The organism is Roseomonas sp. KE2513 (assembly GCF_016107305.1).
Lineage (GTDB): Bacteria > Pseudomonadota > Alphaproteobacteria > Acetobacterales > Acetobacteraceae > Roseomonas.
In genome coordinates this window covers 56,649-73,247 of record NZ_RCVR01000005.1, presented here as the reverse complement: position 1 = coordinate 73,247, position 16,599 = coordinate 56,649, and the positions used below count along the sequence as shown (strand labels likewise).

The 16,599-nt window shown below is 71.3% G+C and carries 18 protein-coding genes; 1 reads left to right on the top strand and 17 read right to left on the bottom strand.

Annotation, left to right across the window (positions count from 1 at the left end; all coding sequences use genetic code 11):
• Window positions 1–3: 3 nt before the first annotated feature.
• The 15 genes from D9599_RS06935 to D9599_RS06865 form a co-directional block, all read right to left on the bottom strand.
• On the bottom strand, window positions 4–246 hold the full coding sequence (locus tag D9599_RS06935; RefSeq protein ID WP_198380495.1) for a recombinase-like helix-turn-helix domain-containing protein: 243 nt from the start codon (window positions 244–246) through the stop codon (window positions 4–6).
• Window positions 243–587: a hypothetical protein gene (locus D9599_RS06930; protein ID WP_255531542.1), complete on the bottom strand. Its 345-nt coding sequence runs from the start codon at window positions 585–587 to the stop codon at window positions 243–245. The genes D9599_RS06935 and D9599_RS06930 overlap by 4 nt, the downstream gene beginning before the upstream one ends.
• Window positions 584–1,567, bottom strand: a complete 984-nt coding sequence (locus D9599_RS06925) for a PDR/VanB family oxidoreductase (protein WP_232480239.1) — start codon at window positions 1,565–1,567, stop codon at window positions 584–586. The genes D9599_RS06930 and D9599_RS06925 overlap by 4 nt, the downstream gene beginning before the upstream one ends.
• Window positions 1,564–3,078, bottom strand: coding sequence for an aldehyde dehydrogenase (locus tag D9599_RS06920; protein ID WP_198380494.1), 1,515 nt, complete (start codon window positions 3,076–3,078; stop codon window positions 1,564–1,566). Before D9599_RS06920 ends, D9599_RS06925 begins: the two co-directional genes overlap by 4 nt.
• Window positions 3,078–4,766 (bottom strand): thiamine pyrophosphate-binding protein, encoded by a 1,689-nt coding sequence (locus tag D9599_RS06915; protein WP_198380493.1) that lies wholly within the window; start codon window positions 4,764–4,766, stop codon window positions 3,078–3,080. The genes D9599_RS06920 and D9599_RS06915 overlap by 1 nt, the downstream gene beginning before the upstream one ends.
• A gap of 11 nt (window positions 4,767–4,777) precedes the next feature.
• The gene (locus D9599_RS06910) at window positions 4,778–5,563 is read right to left on the bottom strand and encodes an SDR family oxidoreductase (RefSeq protein ID WP_198380492.1); all 786 of its coding nucleotides are present in this window, start codon (window positions 5,561–5,563) and stop codon (window positions 4,778–4,780) included.
• Window positions 5,564–5,567: 4 nt separating this feature from the next.
• Window positions 5,568–6,494 (bottom strand): VOC family protein, encoded by a 927-nt coding sequence (locus D9599_RS06905; protein WP_198380491.1) that lies wholly within the window; start codon window positions 6,492–6,494, stop codon window positions 5,568–5,570.
• Entirely contained in the window at window positions 6,491–7,324 is an 834-nt protein-coding gene (locus D9599_RS06900; protein WP_198380490.1) for an IclR family transcriptional regulator, read from the bottom strand. The genes D9599_RS06905 and D9599_RS06900 overlap by 4 nt, the downstream gene beginning before the upstream one ends.
• Window positions 7,317–8,108 (bottom strand): alpha/beta fold hydrolase, encoded by a 792-nt coding sequence (locus tag D9599_RS06895; RefSeq protein ID WP_198380489.1) that lies wholly within the window; start codon window positions 8,106–8,108, stop codon window positions 7,317–7,319. The genes D9599_RS06900 and D9599_RS06895 overlap by 8 nt, the downstream gene beginning before the upstream one ends.
• On the bottom strand, window positions 8,105–8,884 hold the full coding sequence (locus tag D9599_RS06890) for an SDR family oxidoreductase (RefSeq protein ID WP_198380488.1): 780 nt from the start codon (window positions 8,882–8,884) through the stop codon (window positions 8,105–8,107). The genes D9599_RS06895 and D9599_RS06890 overlap by 4 nt, the downstream gene beginning before the upstream one ends.
• A complete protein-coding gene (locus tag D9599_RS06885) occupies window positions 8,881–9,729 on the bottom strand; it encodes an ABC transporter permease (RefSeq protein WP_198380487.1) in 849 nt (282 codons plus the stop codon). The genes D9599_RS06890 and D9599_RS06885 overlap by 4 nt, the downstream gene beginning before the upstream one ends.
• A complete protein-coding gene (locus D9599_RS06880) occupies window positions 9,716–10,735 on the bottom strand; it encodes an ABC transporter substrate-binding protein (RefSeq protein WP_198380486.1) in 1,020 nt (339 codons plus the stop codon). Before D9599_RS06880 ends, D9599_RS06885 begins: the two co-directional genes overlap by 14 nt.
• A gap of 5 nt (window positions 10,736–10,740) precedes the next feature.
• Window positions 10,741–11,598 (bottom strand): ABC transporter ATP-binding protein, encoded by an 858-nt coding sequence (locus D9599_RS06875; protein ID WP_232480238.1) that lies wholly within the window; start codon window positions 11,596–11,598, stop codon window positions 10,741–10,743.
• 182 nt (window positions 11,599–11,780) lie between these two features.
• Window positions 11,781–12,761 (bottom strand): tripartite tricarboxylate transporter substrate binding protein, encoded by a 981-nt coding sequence (locus D9599_RS06870; protein WP_198380485.1) that lies wholly within the window; start codon window positions 12,759–12,761, stop codon window positions 11,781–11,783.
• A 62-nt stretch (window positions 12,762–12,823) separates the two neighbouring features.
• Window positions 12,824–13,627: an IclR family transcriptional regulator gene (locus D9599_RS06865; protein WP_198380484.1), complete on the bottom strand. Its 804-nt coding sequence runs from the start codon at window positions 13,625–13,627 to the stop codon at window positions 12,824–12,826.
• An 84-nt stretch (window positions 13,628–13,711) separates the two neighbouring features.
• Between D9599_RS06865 and D9599_RS06860 the strand changes: the two genes are divergently transcribed.
• Complete coding sequence (locus D9599_RS06860; RefSeq protein ID WP_198380483.1) at window positions 13,712–14,662, top strand: cupin domain-containing protein; 951 nt, start codon at window positions 13,712–13,714, stop codon at window positions 14,660–14,662.
• Between the two features lie 199 nt (window positions 14,663–14,861).
• Here D9599_RS06860 and D9599_RS06855 read toward each other — a convergent pair whose 3' ends face one another.
• Both D9599_RS06855 and D9599_RS06850 read right to left on the bottom strand, forming a co-directional pair.
• Complete coding sequence (locus tag D9599_RS06855) at window positions 14,862–15,635, bottom strand: ATP-binding cassette domain-containing protein (RefSeq protein WP_198380482.1); 774 nt, start codon at window positions 15,633–15,635, stop codon at window positions 14,862–14,864.
• On the bottom strand, window positions 15,632–16,585 hold the full coding sequence (locus D9599_RS06850; RefSeq protein ID WP_198380481.1) for a substrate-binding domain-containing protein: 954 nt from the start codon (window positions 16,583–16,585) through the stop codon (window positions 15,632–15,634). The genes D9599_RS06855 and D9599_RS06850 overlap by 4 nt, the downstream gene beginning before the upstream one ends.
• Window positions 16,586–16,599 lie beyond the last annotated feature (14 nt).

The window sequence follows — 16,599 nt, the reverse complement described above, 5'->3', positions numbered from 1 at the left end:
GTGTCAGGCTCCCAGCTCGTGGATGAGGGCTTTGAAGCCCTCGGCGGTCCAGGCGCCGCCGGTCGGCGGGCGGACGCGGGAACGGTTGAGGGCGGCGACGAGGTCTTCCAGCTCGTAGTTGCCCTTGGCGAAGGCGGCCTCGATCGTGTCGGCGAGGTCGGATTCCCAGTCGGTGACGGGGCGCGTGAGGGTCTGGCGCGCCTCAAGATAGGGGAACACGTAGGTGTTGCTCACCGTCTGGCTCATGGTGCCTTTTCCTCTCTCTTCGCTTTCCACTCGCGCGTCAGGCGCTCCCGCACCGGCACGAAGTCGTAGGTGGGGAAGAATTCGGTGGAGAAAACGCCCCAGGCGGAGCGCTCGATCTCGATGTTGACGCGGTTCAGCAGGGCGGGCGGTAAGCGGAGCGTCACGATCTGGCCGAGGCCCATGGCGACGGTCCAGGAGACGATCTCGCAGCCCTCGGGCGGGAAGCGCTCCCACCAGGCGCGCTCGGCGAGCGTGCCTTGGATGCTGTCGATGTTCTGGGACTGGTCATGCTTGAGGAAGATCGTGAGCATGATCTTCGGCTCGTCGGGGGCGGCGGTCACAGGTCGAGCACCAGGCGGGGGGATTTGGCGCGGGAGACGCAGCACATCATCGTGGAGTTCGAGACGCGCTCGGCGGCGGAGAGGATGCTGTCGCGGTGGTCCACCTCGCCCTCCAGAACCGCGACCTCGCAGGTGCCGCAGATGCCCTGCTCGCAGGAGTGGGGAACGTCGAGGCCGGCGTCGTTCAGCACCTGGAGGATGGAGCGGTCGGACGGGACGGTGAGGGTGAGGCCGCGCCCGGCGCACTCGACCTCGAAGGTGTCGGCCGTCTCGCCCTCGGGGCGGGCGCGGGCGGTGAACCACTCGAAGCGGACGGTTCCCTCGGGCCAGGCGGCGGTGGCCTGCTCGACCGCGAGCATCAGGGGCTCGGGGCCACAGCAGTAGAGGAGGGTGTCGGGGCGGGCATCGCGGAGGTGGGCGGCGACGTCGAGGCGCGTGCCTTCGGTGCTCGCGTGGACGGAGACCTCGCCGAGGCCGTTGCTGGCGGCGAGGGCGCGGGCCTCGCGCAGGAAAGGGGCGTCGGCGGTGCGGGGGGCGCAGAGGAGGAGGGACCAGGGGGCGCCCGCGGCCGTGGCGGCGCGCATCATCGGCAGGAGCGGCGTGATGCCGATTCCGCCAGCGACGAAGAGATAGTTCGAGGCGGGCTCGAACGCGAAGTTGTTGCGGGGGATGCCGAGGGTGACGGTGACGCCCGGCCGAAGTTCCCCGCGGTGGATGAAGCGGGAGGCGCGGCCGCCCTTCACGTCGCGGACGGCGATGCGATAGTGGCCGCGCTCCGCCGGGTCGCCGCAGAGGGAGTACTGGCGGATCGTGCCGTCGGGCAGGTGCAGGTCGATATGGGCGCCGGGCTCGAATGGCGGCAGCTCGCGCCCGTCCTCGGCCTCGAAGTCCAGCGAGAGGACGCCGGGGGCCTCGTAGGTCATGCGGCGGAGGAGGGCAGTGAAGGTGGTGGCCGCCGCGCTTGTCGAGATGGCGTTCATGGGGCCAGTCCTGCCCAGGGATGCGGCTGGGCCGAGGTGTCGATGTAGAAGGATTTCTGCTGCGTCCAGGCGCGCAGGCCCTGGCGGCCCTTCTCGCGCCCGAGGCCGCTGTCCTTGATCCCGCCGAAGGGGGTGGAGATCGAGAACTGCTTGTAGGTGTTCACCCAGACCGTGCCGGTGCCAACTCCCCGGCCGACGCGCCAGGCGCGGCGGAAATCACCGGTCCAGATGCCGCAGGCGAGGCCGTAGCTGCTCTCGTTGGAGAGGGCGATGGCCTCCTCCTCCGTGTCGAAGGGCTGGACGTGGAGGACAGGGCCGAAGATCTCCTCCTGGCAGGTGCGGGCGCTGTTCGGCAGGCCGGCGATGATGGTGGGCAGGAGGTAGATGCCGGCGTCGTAGTCGGCGCCCTCGGGGCGGGTCCCGCCGCAGAGGATCGTGCCGCCCTCGGCGACGGCGGCGGCGATGGCGCGCTCCACGCTGTCGCGGTGGGGGTCGCGGATCATCGGGGCGACCTGGGTGGCGGGATCGGCGGGGTGGCCGACGCGGAGCGCCTTCGTGCGGCGGACGAGGAGGTCGAGGAAGCGGTCGTGGACGGCGCGCTGGACCAGCAGGCGCGAGCCGGCGATGCAGGACTGGCCGGTGGAGGAGAAGATGCCGAACATGATGCCGGCGACGGCCGTGTCGAGGTCGGCGTCCTCGAAGACGATGGTGGGGGACTTGCCGCCGAGTTCGAGGGAGACGGGCATGAGCTTCTCGGCGGCCTTGCGGGCGATGCCGCGCCCGACCTCGGTGCCGCCGGTGAAGCTGACCTTGCCGATGGCGGGATGGGTGACGAGCAGGTCGCCCACGATGTCGCCGCGGCCGGGGAGGACGGAGAGGAGGCCGGGGGGAAGGCCCGCTTCCTCGCAGATGCGGGCGAGGACGAGGGAGACGAGGGGGCTCCAGGAGGCAGGCTTCATCAGCACCGCGTTGCCGGCGGCGAGCGCGGGGGCGAGCTTCTGCGCGTCCGAGGCGATGGGGGAGTTCCAGGGGGTGATGCCGGCGACCACGCCGATGGGCTCGTGGACAGACATCGTCAGGTAGTTGCCGCGGGAGGGGGTGAGCGCCTCCTCCTCCGTCTCCAGCACGGCCGCGAAGTAGCGGAAGGTGCCGGCGGCGCTGGCGGCGAGGGCGCTGGTTTCGGCCAGCGTCTTGCCGGTGTCGCGGCTCTGGACCTGGGCGATGCGCTCGGCGTGGCGGGTGATGCCGTCGGAGATGCGGTGCAGCAGGGCGGCACGCTGGTGGGGGAGGAGGTTGCGCCAGGCGGGGTCGGCGGCGGCCTGTTGTGCGCGGTCAATCGCTTCCTCCACGTCCTCGGCGGAGGCGCCGCGGAGGGTCATGTTGGTGGAGCGGTCGGCGGGGTAGATCGAGGTGATCTCCCCTCCCCTGCCCTCCCGCCAGGTGCCGCCGATCAGGATGCGGGCGTCGGGGAGGCCGACCTCCTCGATGCCGATCTTGCCGATGGCGTTCATCAGCGCACGCTTCCCGCGGCGCCGGCGGGCGGACCGGCGAAGCTCTCGGCGAAGGGGCCGATGCTCGTCATGTCAACCTCAAGCACGCAGGGGCCGTTGATCGAGAGAGCGCGGTCGAGGGCGGCCTCGAAGGCGTCGATGCGGGAGACCTTCTCGTGCGGCAGGCGGATGGAGGCGCAGAGAAGCGAGAAATCGGGCGTCAGCAGGTCGGCGTAGTGGCGGCGGCCGTTGTACTGGGCGTCTTGGATGTTGCGGATGACGCCGTAGCCGCCGTCGTTCATGAGGATCACGACCATGTTGGCGCCGATGTCGGCGGCCGTCGCGAGCTCGCCGATCATGAGCATGGCGCCGCCGTCGCCGACGAGGGCGAGGGTCTTGGCGGGCTCGCCGGCAAGTGCGGCGCCGATGGCCATGGCGATGCCCTGGCCGATGCCGCCGCCGAGGGCGTGGACGCCGAGATGCGGGGCGGCGACCTGCACGTAGCGATTACCGAAGGTGGAGTTGGAGAGGGTGACGTCGCGCACGAAGGGGTGGCGGCCGGCGGGGACGCGGGCGAGCAGGGCGTCGGCGACTACCTGGTAGGGGCCGAGGGCGCCGCGGAGGACGCCTTCCGAGGCGGCGCGGGCGATGGAGATGTCGTGGAGGAAGTTGGCGTCGGTCGCGAGGGTGGCGGGCAGGCGGGCTACGAGGCCTTCGAGGACGAGGCGGGCGTCGCCGGCGATGAACATGTCCACGGGGTAGTTGCGGCTGGCCTGGGTGGGGTCGGCGTCCACCTGCACGAGCGGGCGCGGCAGGGGCATGGCGTTGTTGCGCGTCTCGTTGCCACGGAAGCGGGTGCCCACCGCGATCATAAGGTCGGCGCGGTCGTAGAGGGACTGCGCCTGGGGCGTCATGTTGAAGGCGCCGAGGGAGCGGGGGTGGTCCTCGGGGACGGTTGCGCGGCCCTGGGTGCTGGTGACGGCGGCGAAGCCGCGGTTGACGAGTTCGGTGGCCGCCGCAGAGGCGTGGCGGGCGCCGCCGCCGAGCCAGAGCATGGGGCGCTCGGCGCGGAGGACGAGTTCGGCGAGGGCGTCCAGTTGCGCCGGGTCTGACTGGGCGGGGGCGATGTGGAGGCTGGCGGGGAGCGCGCGGCCGGGGACCTTCACGCGCTGCACGTCCACGGGGATTTCCAGCGTGACGGGGCCGGAGGGGGCGGTCAGGGCCGCGCGGGCGGCGGCGAGGAGCGTGTCCACGGCGCCGGAGGGTTCCCAGGCGCGGAGATAGGCCTTGCTGATGGCCTTCAGCATGTCGGGCTGGCGGGGCACGTCGTGGATCGCCGCGCGGTCGCGGTCCATGAAGGCGCGGTCCACGGTGGCCGTGATGTGCAGGACGGGGGAGCCGGCGGTCAGCGCCTCCACCTGCGATCCGGCGGCATTGCCGGCGCCGGTTCCGGTGGAGGTGACGACGACGCCGAGGGAGCGCGAGACGCGGGCGTGGGCGTCGGCCATGTTCATCGCGCCGGCCTCGCCGCGGGCGGGGACGAAGCGGATGCGGCCCTGGCGCGCGATGGCGTCAAGGATCGGCATGTTGTGGATGGAGATGACGCCGAAGACGGTCGTGACGCCGATATCCGCGAGGGCGCGGGCGATGAGGTCGCCGACCGGTTCCTCGGTGGTGGTCCGGGCGGCGGCGGGGGTGAGGTTGTCCATGACCGTGTCCGTCAAATGTGCCGCGACACGCCGCCGGAAACCTCCAGGCTGGCGCCGGTGACGTAGCTCGCCGCGGGCGAGCCGAGGAAGAGGATGGCGCGGGCGGGCTCCTCCGGGCGGCCGAGGCGGCCGAGCGGGATGCCCTTCTTGCGCGCGAGGTCGCCGTACCATTCCTCGCGGGTCTGGGCCTGATCCGCGCGCGCGGCGAAGCGGCGCTGCCACTGGCCGGAATCCACGAGTCCGAGGAGGATGGAGTTCACGCGGATATGGGGCGCGAACTCGGTCGCCAGCGACTTCAGCAGGCTCTGCACGCCGGCCCGCGCCGCTGACGTGCAGACCATGTGGGCTTCGGGCTGAAGCGCGAGAAGGGAGTTCACGCCGACGACGGCGGGCGCTTCCGCGCGATCCAGCAGCGGGCGGAAGGCGCGGAGCGGGGTGATCTGGGAGAAGAACTTTAGTTCGAGTTCCTCATGCCAGGCGTCGTCGGTGGTTTCGGCGAAGGTGGAGACGCGGCCCTGGCCGGCGTTGTTCACGAGCAGGTCGAGCGCGCCGCCGCCCCACTCCGCGACGGCCTGCGCGAAGGCGGTGACCTGTTCCCGGTTCAGGACGTCGCAGGGCTGGACAAGGAGGTTGTCGCCGCCGCCGAGCTGGGCGCGGGCGGCCTCCAGGCGGCCGGGGTCGCGGCCGCAAATGGCGACGCGGGCGCCCTCCTCCAGCAGGAGGCGGGCGGTCTCGAGGCCGATGCCGGAGGTGCCGCCGGTGACGACGGCGATGCGGCCCGCGTAGCCGAGATTCATCGGATCAGCCCGCCGACTGCCAGCCAGCGTCCGGGCGGCCGGCCATGACGGTGCGCATGGCGGGCGTGGGCGGGCCGGCGGTCATCCAGGTATCCATCTTCTCCGGCACGTCGCGCGGCCAGACCTCGGGGGCGTGAGTGGCTTCCTCGACCTTGTGGACCTCCGACGTGAATTCGATGACGAAGCCGGAGGGGGAGACGAAATAGGCGAAGGGGTTGTTGCCGGGACCGTGGCGGCCGGGGCCCCAGGAAGGGGCCTGGCCGTTCTGCTTCATGCGGCCGATGCCCCGCATGAAGCTGTCGATCGAGGGCATCTCGAAGGCGACGTGGTTGGCCGAGGGGTATTGCGCGCGGTTGAGGGCGAGGCAGTGATGGTCGCTGAAGGCCTCGTCGGTCGCGCAGCGGAGGAAGACCATCATGTCCGCGGAGTAGTCGGTGATGCGGAAGTTGAGGTGCTCCTGGTACCAGGCGGAGGTCGCGTCCATCACGGGGGTGTTGAGCACGACGTGGGAGACCTTGCGTGGCAGGGCGCGCTCGTCATCCGTGTCGGTGTGGCGGGCGACGTCGGCGGAGAAGCGGAGGCGCCGGCCCTCGGGGTCGAGGGTGGTGAAGCCGTAGCCGCCGCCGGGGGTGGAGAGTTCGGCGGGGGCGGTGGTGGAGATGCCGGCACCGCTGAGCTGGGCGTGGAGGGCGTCCACGCGGGCGCGGCTGTTCATGCCGAAGTTGATGTAGTCGATGCCGAAGTCACGGTCCTCGCGCAAGGCGTAGATCCAGTACTCGGAGCCGGTGCCGCGAAGGTAGAAGGTGCCGTCATTGCCCTCCGCGACGGTGCGGAGGCCCCAGCTCTTCTCGTAGAAGCCGCGGGTGGCAGTGACGCCGGGGGCGCGCATGGCGATGCCGCGCATGAAGTCGGGGCCGATCTTCTGGGTCATGCGACCACCTCTAATCTCGGGGGGTTCTGGTGACGGGCCGGGCCGGCCCAGCCGAGGCGGCGCGAGATTTCCTCGGCGGTCTCGGCGACGGCGCGGCCGATGCGCTCGCGGCGGGCGGGACCGTCGAAGGAGGCGGTCTGGCCGCTGACGTTGATGGCGGCGATGGGCGCACCTGATGCGTCGAAGATGGCGGCGGCGACGGAGGAAATGCCGGCCTCGAAGAAGCCGTCGCTCCAGGCGAGGCCGGCGGCGCGGTCGGCGGCCAGGCGCTCGGCGAGCTGCTCCATCGTGACGGGGGTGTGCGGCGTGGTGGCCTGCAGCGGCGCGCCGGCAAAGAGGCGCTGCACGGTATCCGGTGGCATATGGGCGAGGATGATGCGGCCCATGACGGCGGCGTGGGCGGGCAGGCGGCTGCCGACCCGGATGTTGCTGACGTAGCGGCCGTGCTCGGGCGTGCGGCGGAGGACGTAGACGATGTCCACGCCGTCAAGCACGCCGAGATGGGCGGAGAGGTCGGTCGTGTCGGCGAGGCGCGCGATGCAGGGCACGGCGGTCTGCACGAGGTCCTGGGAGAAAAAGGCCTGGGCGGCCATGCCGATGAGGCCAAGGCCGATGCGCCAGCCGGCGTTGGGGCCAATCGGCTCGATGAAGCGCTCGGCCTCCAGCGTGGTCAGCAGGCGCAGCAGGGTGGTGCGGTTGATGCCGAGCGCGCGCGCGGTGGCCGCCATGTTCGTGACTGTGTCGCCCTCCGCAATGTGGCGGAGGAGGCGGGCGGCGCGCTGGACGGGAGGGGAGAGATAGGCGGAGTCCTCCGCCTCGGCGTCAGGCAAGGAGGGTCTCCGCGAGGATGGCGGCCAGCTCGCGCGGGAATTCCTGCGGCATGGCATGGCCGGCGGCGGGAAGCTCGGCGAGGCGGAGGGGGTTGGGCAGCGCCGCGTGCAGGCGGCGGGCGTTGTCGGGCGGGGTGACGACGTCCTCCAGGCCCGTGGCGACGAGGGTGGGCATGGTGAGCTTCGGCGCGTCGGCCAGGAGGTCGCCGGCGCCGAGGGCGTGGACGGCCTGGGCGTAGCCGGGCGGGTTCACGGCGGCCATGGAGCGGCGGACGCCCTCCATCACCGTCGGGCGGTTCTCGGGATCGTAAACCAGGCGGGCGGCGCGGCGGGCGGCGAAGTCCTGCGGGCCAAGGGCCGTGAGGTCGTCGATGCGCGCCTGGACGTTGGCGGGCAGCGGACCGGCGGTGACGCCGTAGCCGAGGGCGGGGGAGAGCAGCGCGAGGCGCTCGACGCGATCGGGGTGGAGGGCGGCGAAGCGGCCGGCGAAGAGGCTGCCGAGGGAATGGCCCATCAGGCGCACGCGGGCGTGGCCGAGCGTGTCCAGCACGCGAAGGAGGGCGGCGGCATAGTCGCTGGGGGTGGGGGATTCCGGCTCGACGGGGGCGGAGGTGCCGTAGCCGGGGGCGTCCCAGGCGATGACGTCGAGGCCGGGCGGGAGGACGGCCATGAGCGGCGCCCAGCTCTCCGCGTTGCTGCCGATGCCGTGCAGGAGGACGAGGGGGGTGCCCTCTCCCCTGTTGCGGTGGAGCGTGATGCCGGCGACGGTCTCGGTGGTGGTCATGTGAAGACGAAGCCCGCATCGACCGGGATGGTCTGGCCGGTGACGGCCAGCGCGCCGGGGGTGAGGAGGAAGAGGACGGTGTCGGTGATGTCCTCGGGCACCTGCGGGCCGGGCACGGCGCGGCCGGTCTCGTAGAGGCGGTGGCGCTCGGGGGGAACGTAGTCCGTCGCCTCGCAGCGCATGATGCCGGGGGCGATGCAGGAGATGCCGATGCCGCGCGGGCCGAGCTCGCGCGAGAGGGAGCGGGTCATGGACATGACCGCGCCCTTGCTGGCCGTGTAGGCCAGGAGGCGCGGGGCGCCCCACAGGGCGGTGTCGGAGGCGAGGTTGACGATACGGCCCCCCTCCCCACCCGCCTGCATCAGCGGGACCATGGCGCGGGTGACGAGCCAGGTGCCGCGAACGTTCACGCGCATCACGCGGTCCCAGGTGTCGATCTCGATGGCGTCGAATTCGGGACCGCCGATGCCGGTCGCTATGGCCGCGTTGTTGACGAGGCCTTGGACCGTGCCCTCGTGGGCGGCGATGTCGGCGGCGAAACCCTCGATGGAGGCAGGGTCGGCGAGGTCGAGCGGGAGGGCGCGGAGGTTGTATCCCTGCGCCGTCATGGCGGCGGCGGTCTCGGCGAGGCGGTCCGCCAGGATGTCGGCCAGCACGAGGCGGGCGCCGACGCGGGCGCAGGCGAGCGCGATGGCGTGGCCGACGCCGCGCGCGGCGCCGGTGACGACGATCGTGCGTCCCGCGAGGCTGCCCGTTGTGAGCGCGCTTTCGCTCACTGGCTGATCCGCGGGACGTAGTGAAGGATACGCGCCTCGGCGGCGGCAACGGCCCAGTAGAGGACGATGCCGATCACCGTGAGGAGGACGATGGCGTTGAAGACCATCGACGTGTTCGCCTGTCCCTCGCCATAGGTGATGAGATAGCCGAGGCCGACGCCGCCGCCGACCAACTCGCCCACCGTCACGCCGATCACGGCGAGCGTGGCACCGATGCGCAGCCCCGCGAGGAGGTTGGGCATGGAGGCGGGAAAGTAGACCTTCCAGAAGATCTGCGCGCGCGTCATCGAGTAGGCGCGTGCGAGGTTCACCAGGTCGCGGTCGGTGGTCTTCATCGACTGAAGCACGTTCACCAGGATGGGGAAGAAGACGACCAGCACGGTGACGACGAGCTTCGGCCAGGCGTTGTAGCCGAACCACATGATGAAGAGCGGCGCGAAGGCGACCTTGGGCGCGATCTGCAGCGCGAGGATGTAGGGCGACAGCACGCGCTCCCACAGGCGGGAGAGGCCGAGGCCGTAGCCGCAGGCGGCGCCGAGGAGGCCGCCCGCGACGAAGCCGATGGTGGCCATGGTGGCGGTCGAGACGATGTGGCCGAGCAGGTCCTCCTGCCGCCACATGCGGCCCATCTCGGCGGCCATGTCGGTGACGGTCGGGATGATGTATTTCGGCACGCCGAGCGCGGGTGGGAGGTACTGCCAGGCGAGCAGCACGACGACGGCGACAAGGAGTGTCATCGCGGGCAGCGCGAGGGGCCCGGCGAGGGAGAGGCGCGGGGCCTCGGTGCCCAGGGGTGCGACGGCGGGCGCGACGCCCGGCCGCGCGGCGGTCTCAGACGAACTCATTGCTGTACAGGTCCTGCACCGGGACGGCTTCCTGGATCACGCCGTTGTCCATGTAGGACTTCTGGATGAGGGCCAGGCGCTGGGGGTCGAACTTGCCGAGCTCCGTGCCGGGGCGCGGCGGGTAGACCTGGGTGACGTAGCGGCGAAGGATGCGCTCGATCTCCGCCTCCTTGCCGGCCTGCTGGGGAACGGCACGGCAGAAGTCGCGGGCGGCGGAGGCGGGGTCGTCCATGCAGGCCTTCACGCCGCGCATGATGCCGCGCACCACGCCGCGCACGGCGGCCGGGCGGTCATGCGCCATGCGGTCGGAGGTCAGCACGGCCTGCGCCATGGAGGGGAAGACCTGGGCCAGCTCGTGGTAGTCGAGGGCGGTGCCGGCGGTCTCGATGTTGTCGGCCCAGTCCGGCGTCGCGGTGATGCCGTCGAGGCTGCCGGCGACCATGAGCTGCACCATGCCGGCGGCGCCGACGGCCTGGATCTGCACGTCGCTCTTCTGGATGCCGCTGCCGGCCAGCGCGCCGAGTAGCGCGTAGTAGCCCGTGTCCTGGAAGGCGATGACGCCGATCTTCTTGCCGCGCAGGTCTGCGAGGGACTTGATGTTACGGTCCTTGCGGGTGGCGACCTGGTAAAGCGAGCCGCCGCCGAGGAGGGCGACGGCGCGCACGGGCAGGCCGTTCGCGCGCACGATCATGGAGGTGTCGCCGCTGCCGCCGCCGATTTCGGCATTGCCGAGCGCGACCTGCTTGGCGACATCGGCGCCGCCGCGGCCGAGCTGGTAGGCGACTTCCACGCCCTCCTCGCGGAAGAAGCCGCGGCTCTGGGCGAGGTGGTGGGGCACGAAGGCCGGGAGGAAGGAGGGGGCGGGGAAGAGGTAGGTGACCTTCTCCGCGGCCCGCGCGGGGCGGATCAGGGCGGCGGTGGCAAGGCCCAGGGCGGCGGCCCCGGTGGCGCGTCTCGTCAGTAAGGGCATGGCCCCTTCCCCCTTGGCTCTGATGGTGTCGTGCATGGTGGTTATTCCTCGCGTTCTGCGAGGTGGAGCGACTGGAAGAGGTGCGTCATCGCCTCGCGGGCGCGCGGGAGCGCCTGGCGGGCGATGGGGTCGTCGCGGTGCGGGAGGTCGAGGTCGATCTCCTCGACGATGCGGCCCGGACGCTCGCTCATGACGAGGATGCGGTCGGACATGGCGACGGCCTCGGCGAGGTCGTGGGTGATGAGCAGCGCGGTGACGCCGGAATCGTGGATGGTGCGGGCGAAGGAGCGTTGCAGCAGCAGCTTCGTCTGGGCGTCGAGGGCGGAGAAGGGTTCGTCGAGCAGCACGACGTCGGGCTCGATAGCCAGTGTGCGCGCGAGGGCCGCGCGCTGGCGCATGCCGCCGGAGAGCTGGAAGGGATAGTGGTTCGCGAAGTCCGAGAGGCGGCAGCGGGCGAGTTCGCGAAGTGCGCGCTCGCGGCGCTCGGCGCGGCTGAGGGCGCGGGCCTCGAGGCCGAACTCCACGTTACGGACGATGCTGCGCCAGGGGAGGAGCAGGTCCTTCTGGAGCATGAAGCCGACGTGCTTGTTCGGGCCGGTCACAGCCTCGCCGGAGAGGGAGACGCGGCCCTCGGTCGGGCCGTCGAGGCCGGCCGTCATGTTCAGGACAGTGCTCTTGCCGCAGCCGGAGGGGCCGACGATCGAGACGAACTCACCCTTTCTCACGCCGAAGGTGAGGTCCTGCACGGCGGTGAAGGGGGTGGCGGTGCGGGTGGCGAAGCGCTTGGTCACGCCCTCGAAGAGGAGGACGGCGGGGGGGGTGGGCCCGCGGAGAGCTTGCATGGCGGGGATGGCTGCCAGCTCGGCAGGGAGGGCGCTCTGCGACACAGGGGCATCCATCCATTCAATCCGTTCAAATATGAACGAAGCGTTCATAAATTGGAGCATCGGACGCTTCGCCAGTCCCGTCAAAAGGTTTTTCGGGGTGGGACGCCGCTGTTTCGGGCAAGCGGTGGTGGGAAGCGCGCGGCTTAGGCAGGGCCGCCGCATTGTTGTGCAGTGCAGCAGCCCTGTCCCGGTGGTCAGAGGCCGGACTGGATGTTCCGGCTGCGGATGACCTCGGCCCAGGTGGCGGTCTCGCAGCGGATGCGGGCGCCGAACTCGGCCAGCCCTTCGTCAGTGATGGTCAGGCCCTGGGCCTCAAGGCTGGCGGTGGTGGCGGGGGCGTGGAGCACGGCGCGAATTGCGGCGTAGATCGCAGCGAGGGTGGCATCGGGCGTCGCGCGCGGGGCGAGCAGGCCGTACCAGGAGGTGATGTCGAAGCCGGGGAGGCCGAGTTCCTCAAGGGTGGGAATTTCGGGCGCGGTGGGGGAGCGGGTGGCGGTGGTGAGCGCCAGGGCGCGAACCTGACCGCCGCGGATGGCCGCCAGCGCCGCGGGCAGGTTGGTGAAGAGGAGTTGCACGTTGCCGGCGACGACGTCGGTGAGGGCTTGGCTGGACCCACGATAGGGGACGTGGAGCATGGAGATGCCGGCGCGTTGGGCGAGGAGTTCGCCCGCGAGGTGGAGCTGACTGCCGACACCGGGCGAGGCGTAGGTCACGCCCTCGGGGCGCGACTTCGCGTAGGCGACGAGCTCCGCGATCGTGCGGACGGGCAGGCTGGGCGCGCAGACGATCACGTTCGGGGCCGTGGCGAGCATGCTGACGGGCCCGAAGTCGCGCTCCACGTCGAAGGTGAGGTTGCTCATCAGCGTCGGGTTGATCGTCAGGTTGCCGGCGGGGACCAGCAGGAGGGTGTTGCCGTCGGGGGCGGCGCGGCGGACGGCGTCGATGCCGATGTTGCCCTGGGCGCCCGTGCGGTTGTCCACGACGGCCGGCTGGCCGCTGGCGGACTGGATGCCCTGGGCGATGACGCGCGCGAGCACGTCCACGGGGCCGCCGGGGGTGAAGGGGGCGACGATGGTGACGGGGCGCGTGGGCCAGCTTTCAGCGAAGGCCGGCCGGGCGGCCAGGGCGGCGAGGCCGAGGAGGAGGGCGGCGCGGCGGGTGGGCTGGTGGGTCACGAGCGTAGGCCTTTGGCAGTTTCGATGTGGCGGGGGTGCAGGCAAGCGGCGCGCCCGGCGGATCAGGGCGCCGCGCTGCCGGTGTGGCCGAGCGCGAGGGAGATGCGGGCGGCGGCGGCGGTGACCTCGGCGGCGAGCGGGCCGCGGAGATCCTCTTCCGAGGTGAGGAGGGCGACGGTTGAGAGGTTGATGGCGGCAACCGTCGCGCCGCTGACGTCGCGGAGCGGGGCAGCGATGCTGGCGACGCCGGCCTCGAACCCCGCGACGTGGGCCACGAAGCCGGCGGCGCGGTCGCGCGCTGCCTGAGCGAGGAGGGCCGCGAGGGTGGTGGGCGTATTCGGGCCGTGGGGCGTGAGGTCGGCGCCGGCGTAGAGGGCGCGCAGGTCATCGGGCGGCATGGCCGCGAGGAGGACGCGGCCCATGGTGGTGGCATGGGCGGGCAGGCGAGTGCCGACCTGCACGGTGCTTGAGAGGGAGCGGCGGGTGGGGAGGCGAGCGAGGTAGACGACCTCCCTCCCCTCCAGCACGCCGAGATGGGCGGACCAGCCACTGCGGTCGCGGAGCGCTTCCAGTTGCGGAAGGGCAACCTCCACGAGGTCGCGCGAGGCGAGATAGCCGTAGCCGAGGCGCAGCACCTGCGGGCCGAGGGCGTAGGTGCGGGTGCGCGGGTCGTAGGCGAGGAAGCCGAGCTGGTCGAGCGTGTAGGCGATGCGGAAGACGGCGGAGCGGGTGACGCCGACAGCCTGGCCCATCTCGGTCAGCGTCATGCGGCGGCGCTCGGGGGTGAAGGCGCGCAGAACTTCCAACCCACGGGCGAGACCGGGGACGAGGTAGCGATCCTCTGAGGGGGCCTGTTGTTTACCCATAAAACTCTGTGTAGCTGCTAAAACCCAGAGCTGCTAGGGGAACGGCTCACCGGCACCGGGCCGGGACCAGCCGGAGGGCTCCGCATGAACGTCATCGCCCCTGTTGCCTCGAGCCTCGAGGCCGATCTGCGCGCCCATGTCGGTCGGCACGTGGACAAGGTGTTCGACTGGGATGCCTTCCCCAGCAACCGCGGCTTCGCGGACCTGGAGCGCGCGCAGATGCGCTACATCGGCGCGGGCGGGTCGCCGAAGGTGGGCGATGCCTCCACGCTGAAGCCGGAGCATTTCACGGTCAGCCTCATCTACAAGCCGGTGGGGAAATACGCCGCCTGCCACGCGCACGAGATCGAGGAGAGCTTCCTCATCATCGACGGCGTGCTGACGGTGGGCTGGGAAAAGGACGGCGAGGTCGTCGAGGTTCGCCTCGGGCCGAAGGACATGATCCTCAACGCCCGCGACATCGGCCACGGCTTTCGCAACGACGGGATCGAGCCGGTGCTGATGAGCATCAGCGTGGATGTCGGCAAGCCGCTGCCGCCCCGCTACCTCTACCACCCGAAGAACACGGCGCCGGAACTGGCGCGGAGCTTCGGCGCGGCGCCGGGCAAGACGGTTCCCTTCGACCCGAAGGGCGAGCACCCGTTGCAGCAGCACATGGCGCGCTACGTCATCCGCCATTCCGAGCAGCCGACGCTGTGGGACGCGGCGGGCTTCACGCGCAAGGTCTATGTCGGGCGCGGCGGCGTGGAATCCGACACCTGCCGCAAGGAGATGCTCGGCGTTCCCGTGGGCGTGGGCGTGAAGCCCTATGCGCGCGACGTGGAGGACGCCTTCCTCGTGCTGGAAGGCAGCCTGACCGTGGGATGGGAGGACGAGGCCGGCGCTTCCGTGGAAGTGGAGCTCGGGCCGCGGGACCTGGTGCTGAACCCGGCGGGGCGGCGGCACTGGTTCCGCAACAACAGCGCGGGGCCGGTGACGGTCTGGCAGGTGGTTGGCAGCGCCGAGCCGGAGACAGTGCGGTTCGAAGCGGGCTGATCGGGGATTGGTTCGATCAGCTCGGGGCGGTGCTCGTCGCGCCGGGTTGGCGCCGCTCCGGCCAGGGCGGAAGCCCGCTATCGCCAAGGTGCCGGGGACCGGAGCGCCAACGCGCTCCGGGCCTTTGGCGCCGTCCTTCGTGGCGGAATGAGCCGCCACGCCGCTTCCTGCGGCGGTCGAGCTGGGCCTGACGCGCCGCTCAGCCCGCCGGCGCCGCCTCCATCCCCTGCCCCGTCATGATCATGTGGGCGAGCATATCCGGATCGAGGCCTGCAACCGTCCGGTCGATGACTTTATGCCCGGCCTTCATGATCGCAACCCGCGTTGCCACCGCGCAGACATCGGCCATGCTGTGGCTGACCAGCAGCACCGCCCTGCCCTCGCCGCGCAGGCGGCGGATCAGGTCGAGGACCTGCGCGGTCTCGCGCACGCCCAGCGCCGCCGTGGGCTCGTCCATGATCACGAGCTCCGCCCTCCAGCGCAGCGCGCGCGCGATGGCGACGGCTTGCCGCTGCCCACCCGACAGGCCCTCGACGGGCCGCGCCATGTCGGTCAGCGCGGGGTTGAGGCGTTGGAGGTAGCCCAGTGCCTCCGTCATCATCCGCCGCCGGTCCAGCAGGCGTGGGAAGGGCAGGCCCAGCGGCCCGCGCGTCAGCTCGCTCCCGAGAAAGACGTTCTCGGCGATGGACATGCGGGGCGCGAGGGCGAGGTCCTGGTAGATCGTGGCGATCCCGCCGCGCAATGCGTCCTCGGGCGAGTGGAAGGCGACCTCTCTCCCCCGCAGCGTGATCGTGCCGCTGCTCGCCACCTGCGCGCCGGCGACGACCTTCACGAGGCTGGACTTACCGGCCCCGTTGTCGCCGCAGAGCGCCAGCACCTCTCCCGCCCGGATGTCGAGATCGACGCCGCGGACGGCCTCCACCGCGCCATAGGTCTTGCGAACGCCACGAAGGGAAAGGAGCGCCTCGCTCATGGCGCGAGGTAGCGGGCCACGTTGGACTGGTCGACCAGCTCGGCCTCCAGCAGCAGGTAGGGACCAGCGGTGACGCTCGCCACCGGCTGCTTGCGGACAGCGATGCTCTCCATCGCGGCGGTCGCGCGCCGGCCCATCTCCTCGAAGGGAATCGCCACGGTGGCCATCAGGGTGGATTCGGGATCGGCGATCCGCCGATAGGTCTCCTTGCCGCCATCGACGGAGATGATGGACACCTCGCCCTTCTTCGCGCCCTGTGCCTGCAGCAGGTCGTCCACCACATAGGCCTGCCCGTCGAAGGAGGCCCAGATCCCCTCGTACCGGCCACGGTTACGCAGCAGCAGCGCCTGCATGCCGGCGCGCACGTCCTCCTGCCAGCTTGCCGTGCGGGCCATGGCATGGCGCCCGAGGACGGTGACCGCCTGGTTCTCCGACAGCACCACGTCCAGCACCTTGCCGCGGATGCGGGTGGCGGCGTTCCCCTCGAACCGCACGGTGAGCAGCGCGCCGCGGTAGTTCATGCGGCCGAGCAGCCAGAGTGCCGCCTGGGCGCCGACCTGGTACTCGTTCACCGCCACGTCGAACAGCGTGTGGGGGCTGGAGCCGGACATGATGGTGATCACCGGAATGCCCGCCTTGGCCGCGGCGGCGAACTGCGCGTCCGCCTCCGTTGGCTTGCCCATGCAGACGACGATGCCGCCGGGCTTGCGCTGGACCAGCGCGTCGAACTGCTCGGCGTGCTTCGGCAGCGAGCCCTCGGAGTTCAGCAGGGTGACGTTCCAGCCCTTCGCCCGCGCCGCCGCGGCGGCCGCATTGGCGGCGCGGGCGTGGGTCTCGGAAGACATCTGGAAGCCGATGACCGCCAGCTCGAACGGCGCCTGCGCCGCGGCCGGGCCCGCCGCCATGGCCACCATGGCGGCGGAGGCGCCCAGCAGATCCCGTCTCAGCATCGCGTTCTGTCTCC